Source organism: Micromonospora sp. WMMB235, assembly GCF_001855515.1.
In the GTDB taxonomy this organism is placed as follows: Bacteria; Actinomycetota; Actinomycetes; order Mycobacteriales; family Micromonosporaceae; genus Micromonospora; species Micromonospora aurantiaca.
Genome location: NZ_MDRX01000001.1, coordinates 5,240,233 through 5,255,844 on the forward strand (window position 1 = coordinate 5,240,233; position 15,612 = coordinate 5,255,844).

Annotated in this window: 13 protein-coding genes; 9 read left to right on the forward strand and 4 right to left on the reverse strand. The window is 72.4% G+C overall.

Annotation, left to right across the window (positions count from 1 at the left end; translation table 11 throughout):
• The first annotated feature begins 39 nt into the window (after positions 1 to 39).
• A complete protein-coding gene (guaA, locus tag BFV98_RS23240) occupies positions 40 to 1,596 on the forward strand; it encodes a glutamine-hydrolyzing GMP synthase (protein ID WP_071097793.1) in 1,557 nt (518 codons plus the stop codon).
• Positions 1,597 to 1,602: 6 nt separating this feature from the next.
• On the opposite strand, the gene BFV98_RS23245 is transcribed toward guaA, so the two are convergent.
• Positions 1,603 to 1,965: a PspC domain-containing protein gene (locus tag BFV98_RS23245; protein ID WP_013288533.1), complete on the reverse strand. Its 363-nt coding sequence runs from the start codon at positions 1,963 to 1,965 to the stop codon at positions 1,603 to 1,605.
• A 144-nt stretch (positions 1,966 to 2,109) separates the two neighbouring features.
• On the opposite strand from BFV98_RS23245, the gene BFV98_RS23250 reads away from it, so the two are divergent.
• The 3 genes from BFV98_RS23250 (at position 2,110) to BFV98_RS23260 (ending at position 5,373) form a co-directional block, all read left to right on the forward strand.
• The gene (locus BFV98_RS23250) at positions 2,110 to 3,057 is read left to right on the forward strand and encodes an NUDIX hydrolase (RefSeq protein ID WP_013288532.1); all 948 of its coding nucleotides are present in this window, start codon (positions 2,110 to 2,112) and stop codon (positions 3,055 to 3,057) included.
• Between the two features lie 144 nt (positions 3,058 to 3,201).
• Entirely contained in the window at positions 3,202 to 4,113 is a 912-nt protein-coding gene (locus tag BFV98_RS23255) for an NUDIX hydrolase (protein WP_071097795.1), read from the forward strand.
• 345 nt (positions 4,114 to 4,458) lie between these two features.
• A complete protein-coding gene (locus BFV98_RS23260) occupies positions 4,459 to 5,373 on the forward strand; it encodes a phosphatidylcholine/phosphatidylserine synthase (RefSeq protein WP_013288530.1) in 915 nt (304 codons plus the stop codon).
• 58 nt (positions 5,374 to 5,431) lie between these two features.
• Here BFV98_RS23260 and BFV98_RS23265 read toward each other — a convergent pair whose 3' ends face one another.
• From BFV98_RS23265 to BFV98_RS23275, 3 genes are all read right to left on the reverse strand, one after another.
• Positions 5,432 to 6,679: a phosphatidylserine decarboxylase gene (locus BFV98_RS23265; RefSeq protein WP_013288529.1), complete on the reverse strand. Its 1,248-nt coding sequence runs from the start codon at positions 6,677 to 6,679 to the stop codon at positions 5,432 to 5,434.
• 157 nt (positions 6,680 to 6,836) lie between these two features.
• Complete coding sequence (locus BFV98_RS23270) at positions 6,837 to 7,274, reverse strand: hypothetical protein (protein ID WP_047894659.1); 438 nt, start codon at positions 7,272 to 7,274, stop codon at positions 6,837 to 6,839.
• Positions 7,271 to 9,121 carry a PspC domain-containing protein gene (locus BFV98_RS23275; RefSeq protein WP_071097797.1) on the reverse strand — a complete coding sequence of 617 codons (1,851 nt, stop codon included), beginning with the start codon at positions 9,119 to 9,121 and terminating at the stop codon, positions 7,271 to 7,273. The genes BFV98_RS23270 and BFV98_RS23275 overlap by 4 nt, the downstream gene beginning before the upstream one ends.
• A 176-nt stretch (positions 9,122 to 9,297) precedes the next feature.
• Between BFV98_RS23275 and BFV98_RS23280 the strand changes: the two genes are divergently transcribed.
• From BFV98_RS23280 to BFV98_RS23300, 5 genes are all read left to right on the forward strand, one after another.
• Positions 9,298 to 10,548, forward strand: a complete 1,251-nt coding sequence (locus BFV98_RS23280) for an ATP-binding protein (RefSeq protein WP_083395311.1) — start codon at positions 9,298 to 9,300, stop codon at positions 10,546 to 10,548.
• Position 10,549: 1 nt separating this feature from the next.
• Positions 10,550 to 11,227: a response regulator transcription factor gene (locus tag BFV98_RS23285; protein WP_013473634.1), complete on the forward strand. Its 678-nt coding sequence runs from the start codon at positions 10,550 to 10,552 to the stop codon at positions 11,225 to 11,227.
• 586 nt (positions 11,228 to 11,813) lie between these two features.
• A complete protein-coding gene (locus BFV98_RS23290) occupies positions 11,814 to 13,457 on the forward strand; it encodes an ABC transporter substrate-binding protein (protein WP_013288524.1) in 1,644 nt (547 codons plus the stop codon).
• Positions 13,458 to 13,604: 147 nt separating this feature from the next.
• Positions 13,605 to 14,531, forward strand: coding sequence for an ABC transporter permease (locus BFV98_RS23295; RefSeq protein ID WP_013288523.1), 927 nt, complete (start codon positions 13,605 to 13,607; stop codon positions 14,529 to 14,531).
• A 75-nt stretch (positions 14,532 to 14,606) separates the two neighbouring features.
• A complete protein-coding gene (locus BFV98_RS23300) occupies positions 14,607 to 15,590 on the forward strand; it encodes an ABC transporter permease (RefSeq protein ID WP_071097801.1) in 984 nt (327 codons plus the stop codon).
• Positions 15,591 to 15,612: the final 22 nt, after the last annotated feature.

Sequence of the window (15,612 nt, forward strand, 5' to 3'; positions counted from 1 at the left end):
CGTCCGCGCGGCCGGTGACTGTCGGTAGGCTTTGCGCACATGAGCACGCCTCGCCCCGTCCTCGTGGTGGACTTCGGAGCCCAGTACGCCCAGCTCATCGCGCGCCGTGTCCGCGAGGCGAAGGTCTACTCGGAGATCGTCCCGCATTCCATGCCGGTGTCCGAGATGCTGGCCAAGAACCCGGCCGCGATCATCCTGTCCGGCGGCCCGGCCAGCGTCTATGCGCCTGACGCGCCGCAGATCGACGCCGGGATGTTCGACGCCGGCGTGCCGGTCTTCGGCATCTGCTACGGCTTCCAGGCCATGGCCCAGGCGCTCGGGGGCACCGTCGCGCGCACCGGCAACCGCGAGTACGGCGGCACGCCGCTGCGCCCGCGCCTGACCGAGCCCGGTGTGCTGCTGCGCGACCTGCCGGCCGACCTGCCGGTCTGGATGAGCCACGGCGACTGCGTCACCGAGGCCCCGGACGGCTTCACCGTGACCGCCGAGTCGGCGGGCGCCCCGGTCGCCGCGTTCGAGGATCTGGCCGGGCGCCGGGCCGGCGTGCAGTTCCACCCGGAGGTCGGGCACACCGCGCACGGCCAGGAGATGCTCACCCGCTTCCTGTACGACATCGCCGGCATCGAGCCGACGTGGACGCCGTCGAACATCATCGACGAGCAGGTCGCCCGGATCCGCGAGCAGATCGGCGACAAGGAGGTCATCTGCGGCCTCTCCGGCGGTGTCGACTCGGCGGTCGCCGCCGCGCTCGTGCACCGTGCCGTGGGTGACCAGCTCACCTGCGTGTTCGTGGACCACGGGCTGCTGCGGGCCGGTGAGGCCGAGCAGGTCGAGAAGGACTACGTGGCGGCGACCGGCATCAAGCTCAAGGTGGTCGACGCGCGGGAGCGGTTCCTCGGCGCGCTCGCCGGGGTGACCGACCCGGAGCAGAAGCGCAAGATCATCGGCCGGGAGTTCATCCGCGTCTTCGAGGCCGCCGCCCGGGAGATCGCCGCGCACGGCGACGTGGAATACCTGGTGCAGGGCACGCTCTACCCCGACGTGGTCGAGTCCGGCGGCGGCACCGGCACCGCCAACATCAAGAGCCACCACAACGTCGGCGGCCTGCCCGAGGACCTGAAGTTCGCCCTGGTCGAGCCGCTGCGCACGCTGTTCAAGGACGAGGTCCGCACGATCGGCCTGGAGCTGGGACTGCCCGAGGCGATGGTGTGGCGGCACCCGTTCCCCGGTCCGGGCCTGGCCATCCGGATCATCGGCGCGGTCGACGAGGAGCGCCTCGCCGTGCTCCGCAAGGCCGACCTGATCGCCCGGCAGGAGCTGACCGCGGCCGGTCTGGACCGGGGTGTCTGGCAGTTCCCGGTGGTGCTGCTGGCCGACGTGCGCAGCGTCGGGGTGCAGGGCGACGGGCGCACCTACGGCCACCCGGTGGTGCTGCGCCCGGTCTCCAGCGAGGACGCGATGACCGCCGACTGGTCCCGGCTGCCCTACGACGTGGTGGCCCGGATCTCCACCCGGATCACCAACGAGGTCGCCGAGGTCAACCGCGTGGTCCTGGACGTGACCAGCAAGCCGCCGGGCACCATCGAGTGGGAGTGACGCGGCTCAGGCCGCGGGCGGCGTCTGCGGGCCGGCCTGCGGCCCGCCCGGCGTCCGCGGCTCGGTCGGCGTAGCCGGCGGGACCGGCCCGGCCGGCGGGACCGGCGGCCAGCCCGGCGCGGTGCCCGGCGGGTGCGGCCAGGCGGGCGCGCCGGCTGGCTCCTCGGGCATCAGGAACCACATGATCGGGTACGCGAGCGCGGCGAGCCCGCCGGTGAGCACGGTGGCGGTCGCGAAGATCACCCGGATCAGCGTGGGGTCGGCGGCGAAGTAGCGGCCGAGGCCGCTCGCCACACCGGCGATCATGCGGTCGCTGACCGGCCGGCGGAGCTGCTTGTACGGGGCCTGGGAGGGGTTCGGGAAGGTCATGTGTCAACGGTCCCGCGCGCCGCGGCGGGCGACCTCGGTGACCGCCCGGACGCCTACCCTGAGCTGCCCCTGAGACGCCAGCGGAGAGTCAGGAATCTGACTCTTTTCGATGTCGGTAACCCGCTACGGGGAGAATTTGCTCCCGTGACCACCTCGCTGGAGCCGCTCCGCAGGATCGCGGCATACGCAGTTTGTGCTGACTCAAACGGCCGAGTGTTGCTGGTCCGCGCATCGGAGCGCTCCGGCACCCCCGGCACCTGGTCGCTCCCCGGAGGAGCGGTCGACCACGGTGAGGACCCCAAACACACGGTCGTCCGGGAGACCGCTGCCGAGACCGGGCTCTCGGTGGCGGTCGCCGGCCTCCAGGACGTGCTCGCCGACATGCGGGCGCTGCCCGAGCGGCACATCACGATCCACACCGACCGGCTTCTCTACACCGTGTCGGTCCGCGGCGGGACGCTCACCGAGCGGGTCGACCGCCCGACCGACCTGGCCCGCTGGTTCACCCTCGACGAGGCCCGGGAGCTGCCGCTGCGGTCGTTCACCGCACGCGCCCTGGGCCTGCCCACCTCCACCGACGACATCGTGCCGGAGGAGGTGCCCGAGTTCCCCTCGTTCTACGCCGTCCCCGGCCCGGACGGGCTGCACCGGGCGCAGCGTTTCGCCGCGTACGCGGTGGTGACCGACCCGGAGGAGCGGGTGCTGCTGACCCGGGTGTCCGACGGCTACCCGGGCGCCGGCTGCTGGCACCTGCCCGGCGGCGGCACCGACTACGGCGAGCAGCCGGGCGCGGCGCTGATCCGGGAACTGGTCGAGGAGACCGGCCAGACCGGTCGCCTGGTCGAGCTGCTCGGGGTGGCCAGCCACCGGGACGCCGCCTCGCTCGGCCCGGAGGGCTACCCGATCGACTGGCACGGCGTACGCGCCTTCTACCGGGTGGTCGTCGACCAGCCCGCGCCGCCCACCGTTGCCGACATCGGCGGTTCGACCTGCGAGGCCCGCTGGTTCCGCCGCGAGGAACTCGGCGCCCTCCCCACCGACCGCCTCACCGAGGTGACGGCCGAAGCAGTCCAGGCCGCCCACCTCCTCTGACCCACCCACCCCCGCCCTCCGGGCGTCCACCCCGGCGATCATGAAGTTGACGGCGCGAAATGTCCGCCTCGGTACCGCTAACCTCATGATCGACGGAGTGGGGCGCGGGGAGAGCGCGGGGGCGCGCGGGCGGGGGAGGGTGCTGTGGAGCAGCGGCGGCGGGTCGGGGCCTACGGGGTGCTGCGGGACTCCGACGGGCGGGTGTTGCTGGCGCGCGGTTCGGCGAGGTGCCCGTACCCGGGGGTGTGGCAGTTGCCCGGCGGCGGCGTCGAACACGCCGAGCACCCGGCCGACACGGTGGTACGCGAGTTCGCCGAGGAGACCGGCCTCACCGTCGCGCCCGGCGCGATCCGGGCCGCGGTGGCCGACGTGGCCGCGTTCGCCGACCTGGGGATCGCGCTGCACACCGATCGGTTGGTCTTCGAGGTCGAGGCGCGCGGCGGGCGGCTGCGGCCGGAGCCGGCCGGTGGCAGCGACGAGGTGGGCTGGTTCACGCCCGACGAGGCAGCCGCCGGGCAGCTGATGCCGTTCACCGCCGAGCTGCTCGGCCTGCCTGTGACTCCGCTGCCGGCCGACCTGCCCCGGGCGCTGCCCGCCGAGCCGGCCGGGCCGTCCGTCGACCGCCGGCAGCGCTTCGCCGCGTACGGGCTGGTCACCGACCCCGCCGACCGGGTGCTGCTCACCACGATCGCCGACGGGTACCCGGGCGCGGGCCGCTGGCACCTGCCCGGTGGCGGCACCGACCACGGCGAGCAGCCGGCCGCCGGGCTGCTGCGCGAGCTGGTCGAGGAGGCCGGGCAGCTGGGCCGGGTGGTCGACCTGATCGCCGTGGACAACCTGCACAACCCGGCCGCGCTCGGCCCGGAGGGCCGCCCGCTGGACTGGCACGGCGTCCGGGTGATCTACCGGGTACGCGTGGACGCGCCGACCGACGCGGTGGTGACCGAGCTGGCCGGCGGCTCGACCGCGCGGGCCGCCTGGTTCGCCCCGGAGCAGGTCACCGGTCTGTCGATGACCGACGTGGCGGCGCGGGCCACCGGGCAGCGGGTGAGCTGAATCGCTCGCCGAGCCGCCCTGGGTGACCTCCGGTACAGTCGGAAGTACGGCTGACCGACGAAAACGGGCGTTGAGGCCCGAGATGGGAATGAGTGGGCGGTTCGCGCGGTTAAGGGAGATATAAGTACCGCCGGCAGCTATCGCCAAGCCCCTGTCCCCTGTGCAATGGTGTACTCCGCAAAAGGGCTGCCGGACCCGAAAGGTCCGGCACGAGACAGCCGGACACCCGCCCCGCAGTGGGCGGCCAGCCGATCCGGTGATGGAGGAAACGTGCCGAGAGCCCCATGGCGCCGGCGTCGTACGACTGACAGTCCGCGCCCCGCAGGGCGTCGCTGGGCGGGCAGGTTGCGCCGCAGCAGTACGTTCGCCCGCCAGGTGCTGCTGGTCCGGGTGGGCCGCCGGGACGGCGCGGCCGTCTCCGGGACCGACCTGGTCACCCCCGACCACCGTTACGCCGACCGCCAGCGCCTCCGCTACGGCCGGCTCGACACCGACATCGAAGCGGTACGGCCCATCAGCCCGGCGCTTCCCCCGGCGACACCCGTCGACGACGAGTCCCCGGCGATGTCGATCCCGCTCCTGCCGGGTGAGCGCACCGCCGCCCGCCGGGCCAAGTTCGCGCTCGTCAACGCGTGCACGCTGAGCAGCCTCATGCTCGGCATGCTGGCCATCTTCCTGGCCATGCGCGGTGAGGTGCAGATCGCCGCGATCTGCCTGATCGCGTGCGTCGCGTTCGACGGCCTCGACGGCGCGCTGGCCCGCAAGCTCGGTGTGGCCAGCCCGTTCGGCGCGCAGATGGACTCGCTCGCCGACATGTGCTCGTTCGGCCTCGCCGCGCCGGTCGTGGTCTACGCCTCGCTCGCCGGTTCGGCGCCGCCCGCGGCCGCCGCGGTCTCCTGCGCGCTCGTCGCCGCGTGCGCGGCCGTCCGGCTCGCCCGGTTCAACGTCTCGCCGAAGGACGGCCGCTTCTTCTGCGGCGTGCCGACCACCATGGCGGCGGCAGTGCTCGCCCTGACCGTGGCCATCGGCGTGCCGGTTCCCGGCCTGGTCATGGTGGCCGGCGTGGCGCTGCTCGCCTTCGCCATGGTGTCCAGCTTCCCGTACGCGAAGCTCGCCCGGCTGCTGAAGCTGCCGCCGTGGCTCTGGCTGGCCCCGGTGGTCGGCGCGCTCGTCGACATCCGGCTCACGTTCGCCCTCGTGGTGGTGGGCTACCTGGTCAGCGGGCCGCTGCTCTGGCTGCACCAGCGCCGTACCGCCTGACCCGCGAACGACAGAAGGGGCGCCGCTCTCGCGGCGCCCCTTCTCTCATGTCAGGCGCTCAGCGCCAGCGGGCGATCACCGTCGCGCCGCCGACCACCTTGTCGCCCGGCCCGACGAGCGGGTCCGCGGCGTCGGCCGGCAGGTAGACGTCGGTACGCGAGCCGAACCGGATCAGGCCGAAGCGCTCACCCCGGGCCAGCAGCGAACCCACGGGCGCCCGCTGCACGATCCGGCGGGCGATCAGCCCGGTGCGCTGCGCCACCACCACGGTGCCGTGGTCGGTGTCCAGCACCGTGTACGCCGCCACGTTGTGCTCGGCGTCCGGCTTCATGGCGTTGACGAACCCGCCGTCGGCGACGAAGTAGTCGACCACCTTGCCGGCCACCGGAGCGCGGTTGACGTGCACGTCCAGCACCGACAGGAAGACCGCGATCCGCAGCCACTCGCCGTCACCGAAGCGCTCGTCCTGAAGGCGCTGCACGGACAGCACCTGACCGTCCGCCGAGGCGACCACCGCCGACGGGTCCTCCGGCACGTCCCGCTCCGGGTCGCGGAAGAACGCGGCCACCGGCGCGGCGGCCAGCGCCGGCAGCAGCCAGAGCTTCGACTTCGGCCGCGCGGCCCGGGCCAGGGCGGCCAGGCCGAGCGTGATGCCGGCCGCGGCCACCCCGTTCGAGTCGATGTGCATGCCCCGGGTCAGCGGCACGCTCGACGGCCGGTACGCAGGGGACAGCGAGGCCGCGAGCGCGACCGGCGCCGGGGTGAACCGCAGGTGGTGCACGCGTACCGGCGGGGTGTTGCGCAGCACCAGGTCGGTGCGTACGCCGTGCAGCACGCCCTGCCGGTCCAGCTCGCCGTCGGCACCCTCGGTGCGGAACAGCGGCGCGGCGACGCTCAGCACCGCGCCCTCGGCGAGGTATTTCGCCAGCCCGTCGATCGCGACGCGCGCCTCGTCCGCGGTGCCGCTGAACGGCTCGGCGACGACCACCACCGCGGCGGCGTCCGCCTCGGCGAGGGTGTCGACCACGCGTACCCGGTCGGCGACCCAGCGGCCCTGCGCGGTCACGTGTTCGCGCAGCGCGGCCGCCGCGGCGCCCTCCGCCGGCACCACTGTGAGCCGGTCGCCGGGGAGCAGCGCCTCGATCGCGGCGGCCAGCACCGCGGACTCCGGGGTCGCGCCGACCAGCAGGCCGGCCTTCGGGTCGTTACGCCGGGCGAACTCGCTGACGAGCGTGCGGGCGGCGCGCTCGCCGATGCGGACCGCACCGGAGGGAGCGGTGACGCGCACGGCGGGGGACTGGGTCATGTCGGACGGGCTCCTGACGAGATAGCGAACGGACGGGGCGGGCTCCGGCGACCCGGCCGGCGGCTCCGGCATGGTCGGGGTGCGCGGGCCGGCCGGCGGAGACGAGATCTCCGCCGACCAGCATAGGCCGCGTCCGGAGGGCGCCGCAGTGGCGCGGTCAGGCCGGATCCCCCGGCGTACGGCGCTGCGGAGCCGCCTCGTCGGCCGGTGGCTCGAGCGGCGGCAGTTCGCGTGTGGCCGGTTCCGCGGAGTCGGTCGTGGCCTCGGTGGCCCACTCGTCGGCGCTGTCGGGCGTCTCCGGGCCGGCGGTCGTCTCCGCGCTGCCGGCGGTCTCCGGGCCTGCGGCCGGGGAGCCGTACGGCGCCGAGACCGTGACGTCCGGCGCGGGCTGCGTGGTGGGCTGCTCCGGGGGGCGGCCCGAGCGCAGCGCGCCGATCAGCCCGAGCAGTCCGATCAGCACCAGCCCGCCGGCCAGGAACCAGCCGACCGGGGGTACGGAGAGGCCGAGGATCCGGGCCAGCAGCCACCAGACGGACAGGCCGAGGAAGACGAGTCCGAAAGCGAACGACACGATGTCGGTACGGTGTGCCTTCACCGGGTCACCTCCAGCTTGCCGGCGTTCACGTGGACGTAGAGGCGCAGCTTGCCGCCACCGGGACCGTCGGCGCCCGGGTCGGTGGTCTCCCACTGACGACCGCCGAGCCCGCCGCTGCGCCGGCCGAAGACAGTGGCGTCGCCGGCGTTCACGTCGGCCACAGTGGTCACGTCGACGTCCGGCGGTACGACAACTGTCGCGTTGCCGAGGTTCACGTCGACAGTCACCTGGACGTCCTGCTTGTCGAAGTCGATCCCGCGCAGGTCGAGCGTCGCGTCACCGAGGTTGTTCTCGTACCGGTCGGCCAGGTCGCGCAGGTCGGTCGGCGCCCAGGTGACGTTGCCGTCGATGCCGCGTACCCGGTCGTAGGACTCGGCGACGGTGGCGATGCCGAGCGCCGCCGCTGTCACCAGGCCCAGGGCGATCAGCCAGCGGGCCCGGCCGAACCAGGTGCCGACGAGCAGACCGAGGCCGATGGTCGCGAGTACCGCGGCGAAGTAGCCGGCGGCGCCGACCGGGAAGACGTCGAGCAGGTCGAGCATTGCGACCATGCCGAGCGCCAGGAAGATCAGCGAGAACGTGATCGCGCCGAGCGGCGAGCGCTCCTTGGGCCGCTTCGGCGGTCGCGGCGGCCGGACCGGTGGCGGAAAGGGCGGCGGGACGGGCGGCGATCCGGCGTACGGGCCGTGCGGGGCGAACGGCGGCCGGTAACCGCCGGGCGGCAGCGGTGCGCCCACCGGCGCGGGCGGCGGCACGGCGGCCGGCTCGTCCAGCCGGGCCCCGGCGTCCCGCGCGCCCGGCCAGGCCGGGCGCGCGCCGTACGCGGGCCAGGTGGCGGTGTCGGCGACCGGGCCGGTCACGTGCTGCATCGCGACGGTCGTCGGCTCGGACGGGCCCGGCCGGGTGCCGGCCGCGGCGGGCCAGCCCGGCGCCGGCAGCGTCGGGTAGCCGGTAGTAGGCCCGGGGTGGCCCGGCTCGCGCTCCGCGTCGGACGTGGCCGGGTGCCCCGGCTCGGACGGCGCCGCCGGCGGGTAGCCCGGCTCGGACGCGGACACCGGCGGGTAGCCGGGCTCGGAGGCGGGCGCCGGCGGGTAGCCGGGCTCGGCGGGCATGCCGCCGGACGGCGCCGCCGCGGGGTGTGCCGGTCCGGCGGGTGTGCCGGTCCACTGTGCCGCGGGGGGAGCCGCGGTCCAGGTGCCCGGCGCCGGGGCCGGCGGCGCGGGCCAGGCCACCGGTGGTACCGGACCCGGCGGGGAACCGTGCGGCGGCGCCGGCTGAGCCGGCCGCTGCGCCGGGCCGCGCTGCTCGCGGTTGAGCAGGAGCGCGCCGCCGATCAGGATCACCGCGCCGAGCAGGATCGCCCGGAACCCGTCGGTGACGACGTAGGCGAAGCCGAGCGCCACCACGATGCCGAGCACGATCACCGTGATCGGGGACATGCTGGACCGGCCCCGGCCGAGCATGGCCTCCACCGGCGAGGCGGTGTCGCCCTCGCCGGGGATGATCAGCCAGCCGGCGACGTACACGATGATCCCGATGCCGCCGAAGAAGCCGAGCACGGCCAGCAGCACTCGCCACAGCACCGGGTCGGTGTTCGTGGCCCGGCCGATGGCGGCGCACACCCCGGCCAGGTAGCGGCCCTCACGGGGGCGTACCAGGCCGTACCGGGTGGTGAAGCCGGCGGCGCCGGGCGGTGGGGCGTACCCACCGGGTGGCGGACCGCCGAACGGCGTGCCGCCGCCGGGCGGCGGGGTCGCCTGGTCGGTGGGTGCCGCTCCCGGCGGGGGCGGCGGGGCGTCCTGTGCTGCCGCCCAGGGGCGGGGCGGACGGGCAGCGTCCTCGTTCATGCCTTCGATACTGCTGCCCCGGCCGCCCGAGCAGCCTCCGGACCCGACCCTGACCCCACCCTGAGATCCTCCGCCGGTGAAACTCCGGGGCGTCCCCGTGGTCCCGGGCGTCGCGGCCGTGTGACGATCGGGGCGTCGGCGCCGCCGGCGCGTCCGCCTCGACCTGGGAGCCTCCGATCAGCAGCACCCCCGCCCCGCACGCCCCGCGCCTCTACCGGGCCACCGACCACCGGCTGGCCGCCGGGGTGGCCGCGGGCATCGCCGAGCACCTGGGCATCCCGGTGCTGCGGGTACGCGTGGCGTTCATGGTGCTGCTCGGGCTGAGCGGTCTCGGCCTGTTGCTCTACGCCGCCTTCTGGGCGGTGGTCCCGCCCCGCCCCGGCGACACCGCCGTCCCGCCCCGCCGCGACCTCGCCCAGCTGCTGCCGTTCGTGGTGATCGGGCTCGGCGTGCTGCTGCTCCAGGTGGTCGCGTTCAACTCGGTGGGCGCGGCCGGCACCGCCGGCTGGCTGGTGGCGATCATCGCGGTCGGCGCGGGCGTCATCTGGCACCAGTCCGCCCCGGAGCGCCGCCGGCAGTGGGGCGACTCGGCGGTGCCCTGGCTGGGCGCGGTGGTGGAGGAGAGCGACAGGCGCGCGTTCGTGCTGCGCTTCATCGGCGGCGGCGTGCTCGTCGCGGTGGGCATCATCGGCGTGGCGGCCGTCTACTCGCCGGCGCAGAACTTCGACGCGGTGCTCAACGGCGTGATCTTCGCGCTGGTCGGGCTGGCCGGCGTGGGTGTGGTCACCGGTCCGGTGCTCTGGCGCACCTGGAACCAGCTCCGCTCCGAGCGGGAGGGCCGCATCCGTGAGCAGGAGCGCGCCGAACTGGCCGCGATGGTGCACGACCAGGTCCTGCACACGCTGGCCCTGATCCAGCGCAACGCCAGCGACGTCAAGACGGTGCAGCGGCTGGCCCGGGGTCAGGAGCGCTCGCTGCGCAACTGGCTCTACAAGCCGGCCGCCTCGCCCACCGAGCGCTTCGCGGCCGCCCTGGAGCAGGCCGCCGCCGAGGTGGAGGACACGTTCGCCATCACCGTCGAGGTGGTGGTGGTCGGCGACCGGGAGACCGACGAGCGGGTGGGCGCGATCGTGGCCGCCGCCCGGGAGGCCCTGGTCAACGCGGCCCGCCACGCCGGTGTGCAGACCGTGTCGCTGTACGCCGAGGTGGAGCCGGAGCAGGTGAGCGTGTTCGTCCGGGACCGGGGCAAGGGCTTCGACCCGGATACGGTGGAGAATCACCGGCACGGCGTCCGGGGCTCGATCATCGGACGGATGAAGCGGCACGGCGGCCGGGCGGAGATCCGGTCCGAGCCGGGGGAAGGGACCGAGGTCCGGCTGATCCTGCCGATCAGCGGCTCCGGCTCCACGGCGGAAAGGGACAAGTGACATGTCCGAGCAGGAACCGGTCGAGGGTACGGCGCCGAGCGGGCCGCTGCGGGTGTTCCTCGTCGACGACCACGCGATGTTCCGGGCCGGCGTCCGCGCCGAGCTGGGCACGCGCGTGGAGGTGGTCGGTGAGGCCAGCTCGGTGGCCGAGGCGGTGACCCGGATCGCCGCCACCGCTCCGGACGTGGTGCTGCTCGACGTGCACATGCCCGACGGTGGTGGCCGCGCGGTGCTGGAGGCGATGCGGCGTACCCACCCGCAGGTGCGGTTCCTGGCGCTGAGCGTCTCCGACGCCGCCGAGGACGTGATCGGCCTGATCCGCGCCGGCGCGCGGGGGTACGTCACGAAGACGATCTCGCCGGAGGAGCTGACCGACGCGATCCGGCGGGTGGCCGACGGCGACGCGGTGTTCAGCCCGCGGCTGGCCGGGTTCGTGCTCGACGCGTTCGCCTCCCGGCCGGACGCGCCGGTGGCCGACCCCGAGCTGGACCAGCTCACCAACCGCGAGCGCGAGGTGCTGCGGCTGCTCGCCCGGGGGTACGCGTACAAGGAGATCGCCAAGGAGCTGTACATCTCGATCAAGACGGTCGAGACGCACGTCTCCAACGTGTTGCGCAAGCTCCAGATGTCGAACCGGTACGAGCTGTCCCGGTGGGCCGCCGACCGCCGGCTGGTCTAGGAACCGACGCCCGCCCGGGGGCGGGGCCTCGGCGACCTCGTACCCCGGGGGTGCCGGTGGTGCCCGCTCGGTCGGCATGGCATCATCCGGACGGACAAAAAACCCGGCAGTCGGGTACCCGCGAAGGGGGCCGACGCCGGCGCGGTGAACGTCACAGCCTCCCGTGTCGCAGGGATGTCCGTCGACCTGTCTGTGCCCGTCTTGCCTGTTCAGGGCCCTATCGTCCGTGCGCTTTGTGATCTTTTCTCAAGTATCGGCAACGTGGCGACCAACTAACGGCTTGATAACGGCACCTTCACGGAAAGGGCCGGTTGGTGTCACAGTGGCAGCACCTCACCCCCCGGTGTGAGGCATCTCGTCGGGCCTGCCGACCACGTGACGCCGTCTTTCGCGCCGCCGCGTGGTCGCCGACCCTGCGCGGTGTCTCGTCCAGGGTGTGGCGCCCGGCGGATCGGTACCCCTGGGGTGTCCCGAATTCCTCTGCGGTAAACCGGCGTCCTGCGGTTCGGGTCGCCGGTGGTGTCACCCCCAAAGACGTGCGTGAAACTCACGACGGAACCAGGTTAGAAAGAGGAGGCCCCTCGGAATGAGAGTCTCGAAGCGGGCGAGCGGCGCGCTCGCGGTGGGCGCGGCATTCGCGCTCGTCGCGTCCGGCTGCTCCAGCGGGAACAACGACGGTGGCGACGCCGGCGCCAGCAAGGACGGCGCGATCGTCATCGACGGCACCCAGCCGGAGAACCCCCTGGTTCCGGCGAACACCACCGAGACCGGTGGCGGCGCGATCATCGACTGGATGTGGAGCGGTCTGGTCGAGTACCCCAACAACGGTGGGGCGCCGCAGAACCTGCTCGCCGAGTCGATCGACACGAGCGACTCGAAGGTCTTCAAGGTCAAGATCAAGCAGAACACCAAGTTCCACGACGGCACCACCGTCAAGGCCGAGAGCTTCGTCAAGGCCTGGAACTGGGCTGCGTACGGCCCGAACGGCGCGCAGAACGCCTCCTTCTTCTCCGACATCCAGGGCTTCGACGAGGTCTACACCGAGGACCCGGACGGCCCGGACGGCCCGCAGAAGGCCCCGGAGCCGAAGGCCAAGGAGATGTCCGGCCTGAAGGTCGTCGACGACTGGAACTTCGAGGTCACGCTCTCCGCGCCGACCGCCGTGTTCCCGACCAAGCTCGGCTACAGCGCCTTCGTGCCGCTGCCGGACGCGTTCTTCTCGTCCACCCCGGCTGACTTCGGCAAGAAGCCGATCGGTAACGGCCCGGTCAAGCTCGTCTCCTGGCAGGACGACGTCGAGATCAAGCTGACCCGCTTCGACGACTACAGCCTGCGCGACAAGATGAAGGTCAAGGACGTCACCGTCAAGATCTACCAGGACGACACGGCGGCGTACAACGACCTGCTCGCCGGCAACCTGGACTTCCAGCAGCAGGTTCCGGTCTCCGCGCTGGCCGGTGAGAAGTGGAAGACCGACCTGGCCGAGCGGGCCATGGCCTCGACGACCCCGTCGACGGGCATCATCGCCTTCCCGATCTACGACAAGCGCTTCCAGAACCCGAAGCTGCGCAAGGCGATCTCGCTGTCCATCGACCGGCAGTCGATCACCGACAAGATCTTCTTCGGTACCCGTAAGCCGGCCGACAGCTGGGCCAACCCGCTGACCCCGGGCGCCGAGCCGGGCAACTGCACCGCCTGCAAGTTCGACGTGGCCCAGGCCAAGCAGCTCCTCCAGGAGGCCGGTGGCTTCCAGGGCAAGCTGACCCTGTCGTACAACGCGGACGCCAGCCACAAGGAGTGGATGGAGGCCGTCGCCCAGCAGATCAAGACCAACCTGGGCATCGACGCTGTTGCCGTCGGCGTGCCGACCTTCGCGGTCTTCCGCGCCAACATCAACGCCTACAAGATGACCGGTGCCTACCGGGCCGGCTGGCAGCAGGACTACCCGGACGTGGAGAACTGGATCAACCCGCTCTACGTCACCGGTGGTTCCTCGAACGACGGCAAGTACAGCAACCCGCAGGTGGACGCCCTCGCCAAGGAGGCCTCCGCGGCCCCCAGCATCGAGGAGGCCCACAAGAAGTTCGCTGAGGCCGTCAAGCTCATCGACCAGGACGTCCCGTCGATGCCGATCTACTTCGGTGGCCAGCAGTCCGGCCACTCGGAGAAGATCAAGAAGCTGGAGCTGACCAACGTCGGCGAGCTCGACATCACCTCGGTCGAGCTCTGATCCGAACGGTCTGACCCCGGGTCGGGCTCGCCTACCGGTGAGCCCGGCCCGGGGCCGTTCCGCGAGGGGGTGTACAACGAACCCCTCGCAAACGTTGTCGCCGCCGCGCCGGCCCGCCCCGGCGCTCCCTGTCTGGAGGACCACCCCATGGGCCGTTATCTCTTGAGACGGCTGCTGCAACTCGTGCCGGTGTTCATCGGCACGACGTTCCTGATCTACTGGCTCGTCTGGTCGGTGCCCGGTGACCCCTTCGCCGGCAAGTGCGGCGACCGCGGTTGCCCGCCGAACTACCGCGCCATGATGACCGAGAAGTACAACCTCGACGAGTCGATCTGGGTGCAGTACGCCAGCTACATGAAGAACCTTCTGCAGGGTGACTTCGGTATCACGTTCGGCGGTCGCGAGATCAGCGACATCATCGCCACGTCGTACCCGAACACCCTGAAGCTGGCGGTGGTCGCCCTCGCCATCGAGGCCGTGATCGGTCTCGGCGCCGGCATCCTGACCGGCCTGCGGCGCAACGGCTTCCTGGACAACCTGGTCCTGGTCTCCACCCTCTTCCTGATCGCCCTCCCGGTCTTCGTCATCGGCTTCGTGCTGCAGTGGCTGCTCGGCGTGAAGTGGGGCATCATCAACCCGACCGTGTCCAACGAGATGCGGTTCAGCGAACTGATCGTGCCGGGCTTCGTGCTCGGAAGCGCATCGATGGCGTACATCGCCCGGGTGGCGCGTACGAGCATCGCCGAGAACCGGCGTGCCGACTACGTCCGCACCGCGATCGCCAAGGGTCTCCCGATGCGCCGCGTGGTCGGCGTGCACCTGCTGCGCAACTCGCTCATCCCGGTGGTCACCCTGCTCGGCACCGACCTCGGCGCGCTGATGGGTGGCGCGATCGTGACGGAGGGCATCTTCGGCATCAACGGCATCGGCCGGCAGGTGCTCCGCTCGATCGTCACCAAGGAGAGCGCTACCGTTGTCGGCATCGTTGTGGTGCTGGTGCTCGTCTATCTCATCATGAACCTGGTGGTGGACCTGCTCTACGCCGCCCTCGACCCGAGGATCCGCTATGAGTGACCGCCGCAGCGTACGAAACGTCCCAGCAGTCTGCGCGGGCAACCACGCCCGTGCCGAGCGCAGCGAGGTACGGGCATGAGTGACCCGAATACCGCGTCGATCGTGTCGACGCCGCCCGCGACCATGCCCACCGAGGCGGGGTCGGGCGCGCCCACCAACGCGGGCCTGCCGGAGAGCGCGAAGCAGAACAAGCCGCGTGGCCTGCTCGGTGACGCCTGGATCGACCTGCGCCGCAAGCCGCTGTTCTGGATCTCGGCGACGATCATCCTGGTCTTCCTCGTGATGGCGGCCTTCCCGTGGCTGTTCACCTCCGGCGACGCGGTGAACGGCTCGCTGGACCGCAGCCGGGTCGAGCCGTCGTCGGCCGCCTGGTTCGGCTACGACGTGCAGGGCCGCGACGTCTACGCCCGGGTCATCTACGGCGCCCGCGCCTCGATCGTGGTGGCTGTGGTCTCCACCTTCCTGACGCTGCTGGTCGGCGGCACGATGGGCATCATCGCCGGCTACCGCGGCGGCTGGGTGGACGCGCTGCTCTCCCGCATCGCGGACATCTTCTTCGGCCTGCCGTTCGTGCTCGGCTCGATCGTCATCCTGACCACGTTCAACGGGTCCGGCTCCGACAACGGCGAGTGGACGATCATGGGCCTGGTCATCCTGTCCCTGAGCGTGCTGAGCTGGCCGGTCGTGATGCGGCTGATGCGCTCCTCGGTGCTCGCCACCAAGGAGGCCGACTACATCGTCGCGGCCCGCGCGCTCGGCGCCGGCACCGGCCGGATCATCCTCAAGCACCTGCTGCCGAACTGCCTGGCCCCGCTGCTGGTCTACGGCACGATCATGGTCGGCTCGTTCATCGGCGCGGAGGCCACGCTCTCGTTCCTGGGCATCGGCCTGAAGAGCCCGGTCGTCTCCTGGGGCATCATGATCAGCGAGGCGCAGAACTACATCCGGGTCTCGCCCTACCTGCTGTTCTTCCCCTCCGCGTTCCTCGTCGCCGCCGTGCTGAGCTTCGTCATGCTCGGCGAGGCGGTCCGCGAGGCCCTCGACCCGAAGCTCCGATAGGGGAACTGAGTTGTCCGACATT

Bases quoted from the DNA above. Each gene is read 5' to 3' on its own strand.
- BFV98_RS23285 (WP_013473634.1), top strand. From the start codon at position 10,550: ATGTCCGAGCAGGAACCGGTCGAGGGTACGGCGCCGAGCGGGCCGCTG.
- BFV98_RS23300 (WP_071097801.1), top strand. From the start codon at position 14,607: ATGAGTGACCCGAATACCGCGTCGATCGTGTCGACGCCGCCCGCGACC.
- BFV98_RS23290 (WP_013288524.1), top strand. From the start codon at position 11,814: ATGAGAGTCTCGAAGCGGGCGAGCGGCGCGCTCGCGGTGGGCGCGGCA.
- BFV98_RS23245 (WP_013288533.1), bottom strand. From the start codon at position 1,965: ATGACCTTCCCGAACCCCTCCCAGGCCCCGTACAAGCAGCTCCGCCGG.
- BFV98_RS23265 (WP_013288529.1), bottom strand. From the start codon at position 6,679: ATGACCCAGTCCCCCGCCGTGCGCGTCACCGCTCCCTCCGGTGCGGTC.
- BFV98_RS23295 (WP_013288523.1), top strand. From the start codon at position 13,605: ATGGGCCGTTATCTCTTGAGACGGCTGCTGCAACTCGTGCCGGTGTTC.
- BFV98_RS23275 (WP_071097797.1), bottom strand. From the start codon at position 9,121: ATGAACGAGGACGCTGCCCGTCCGCCCCGCCCCTGGGCGGCAGCACAG.
- guaA (WP_071097793.1), top strand. From the start codon at position 40: ATGAGCACGCCTCGCCCCGTCCTCGTGGTGGACTTCGGAGCCCAGTAC.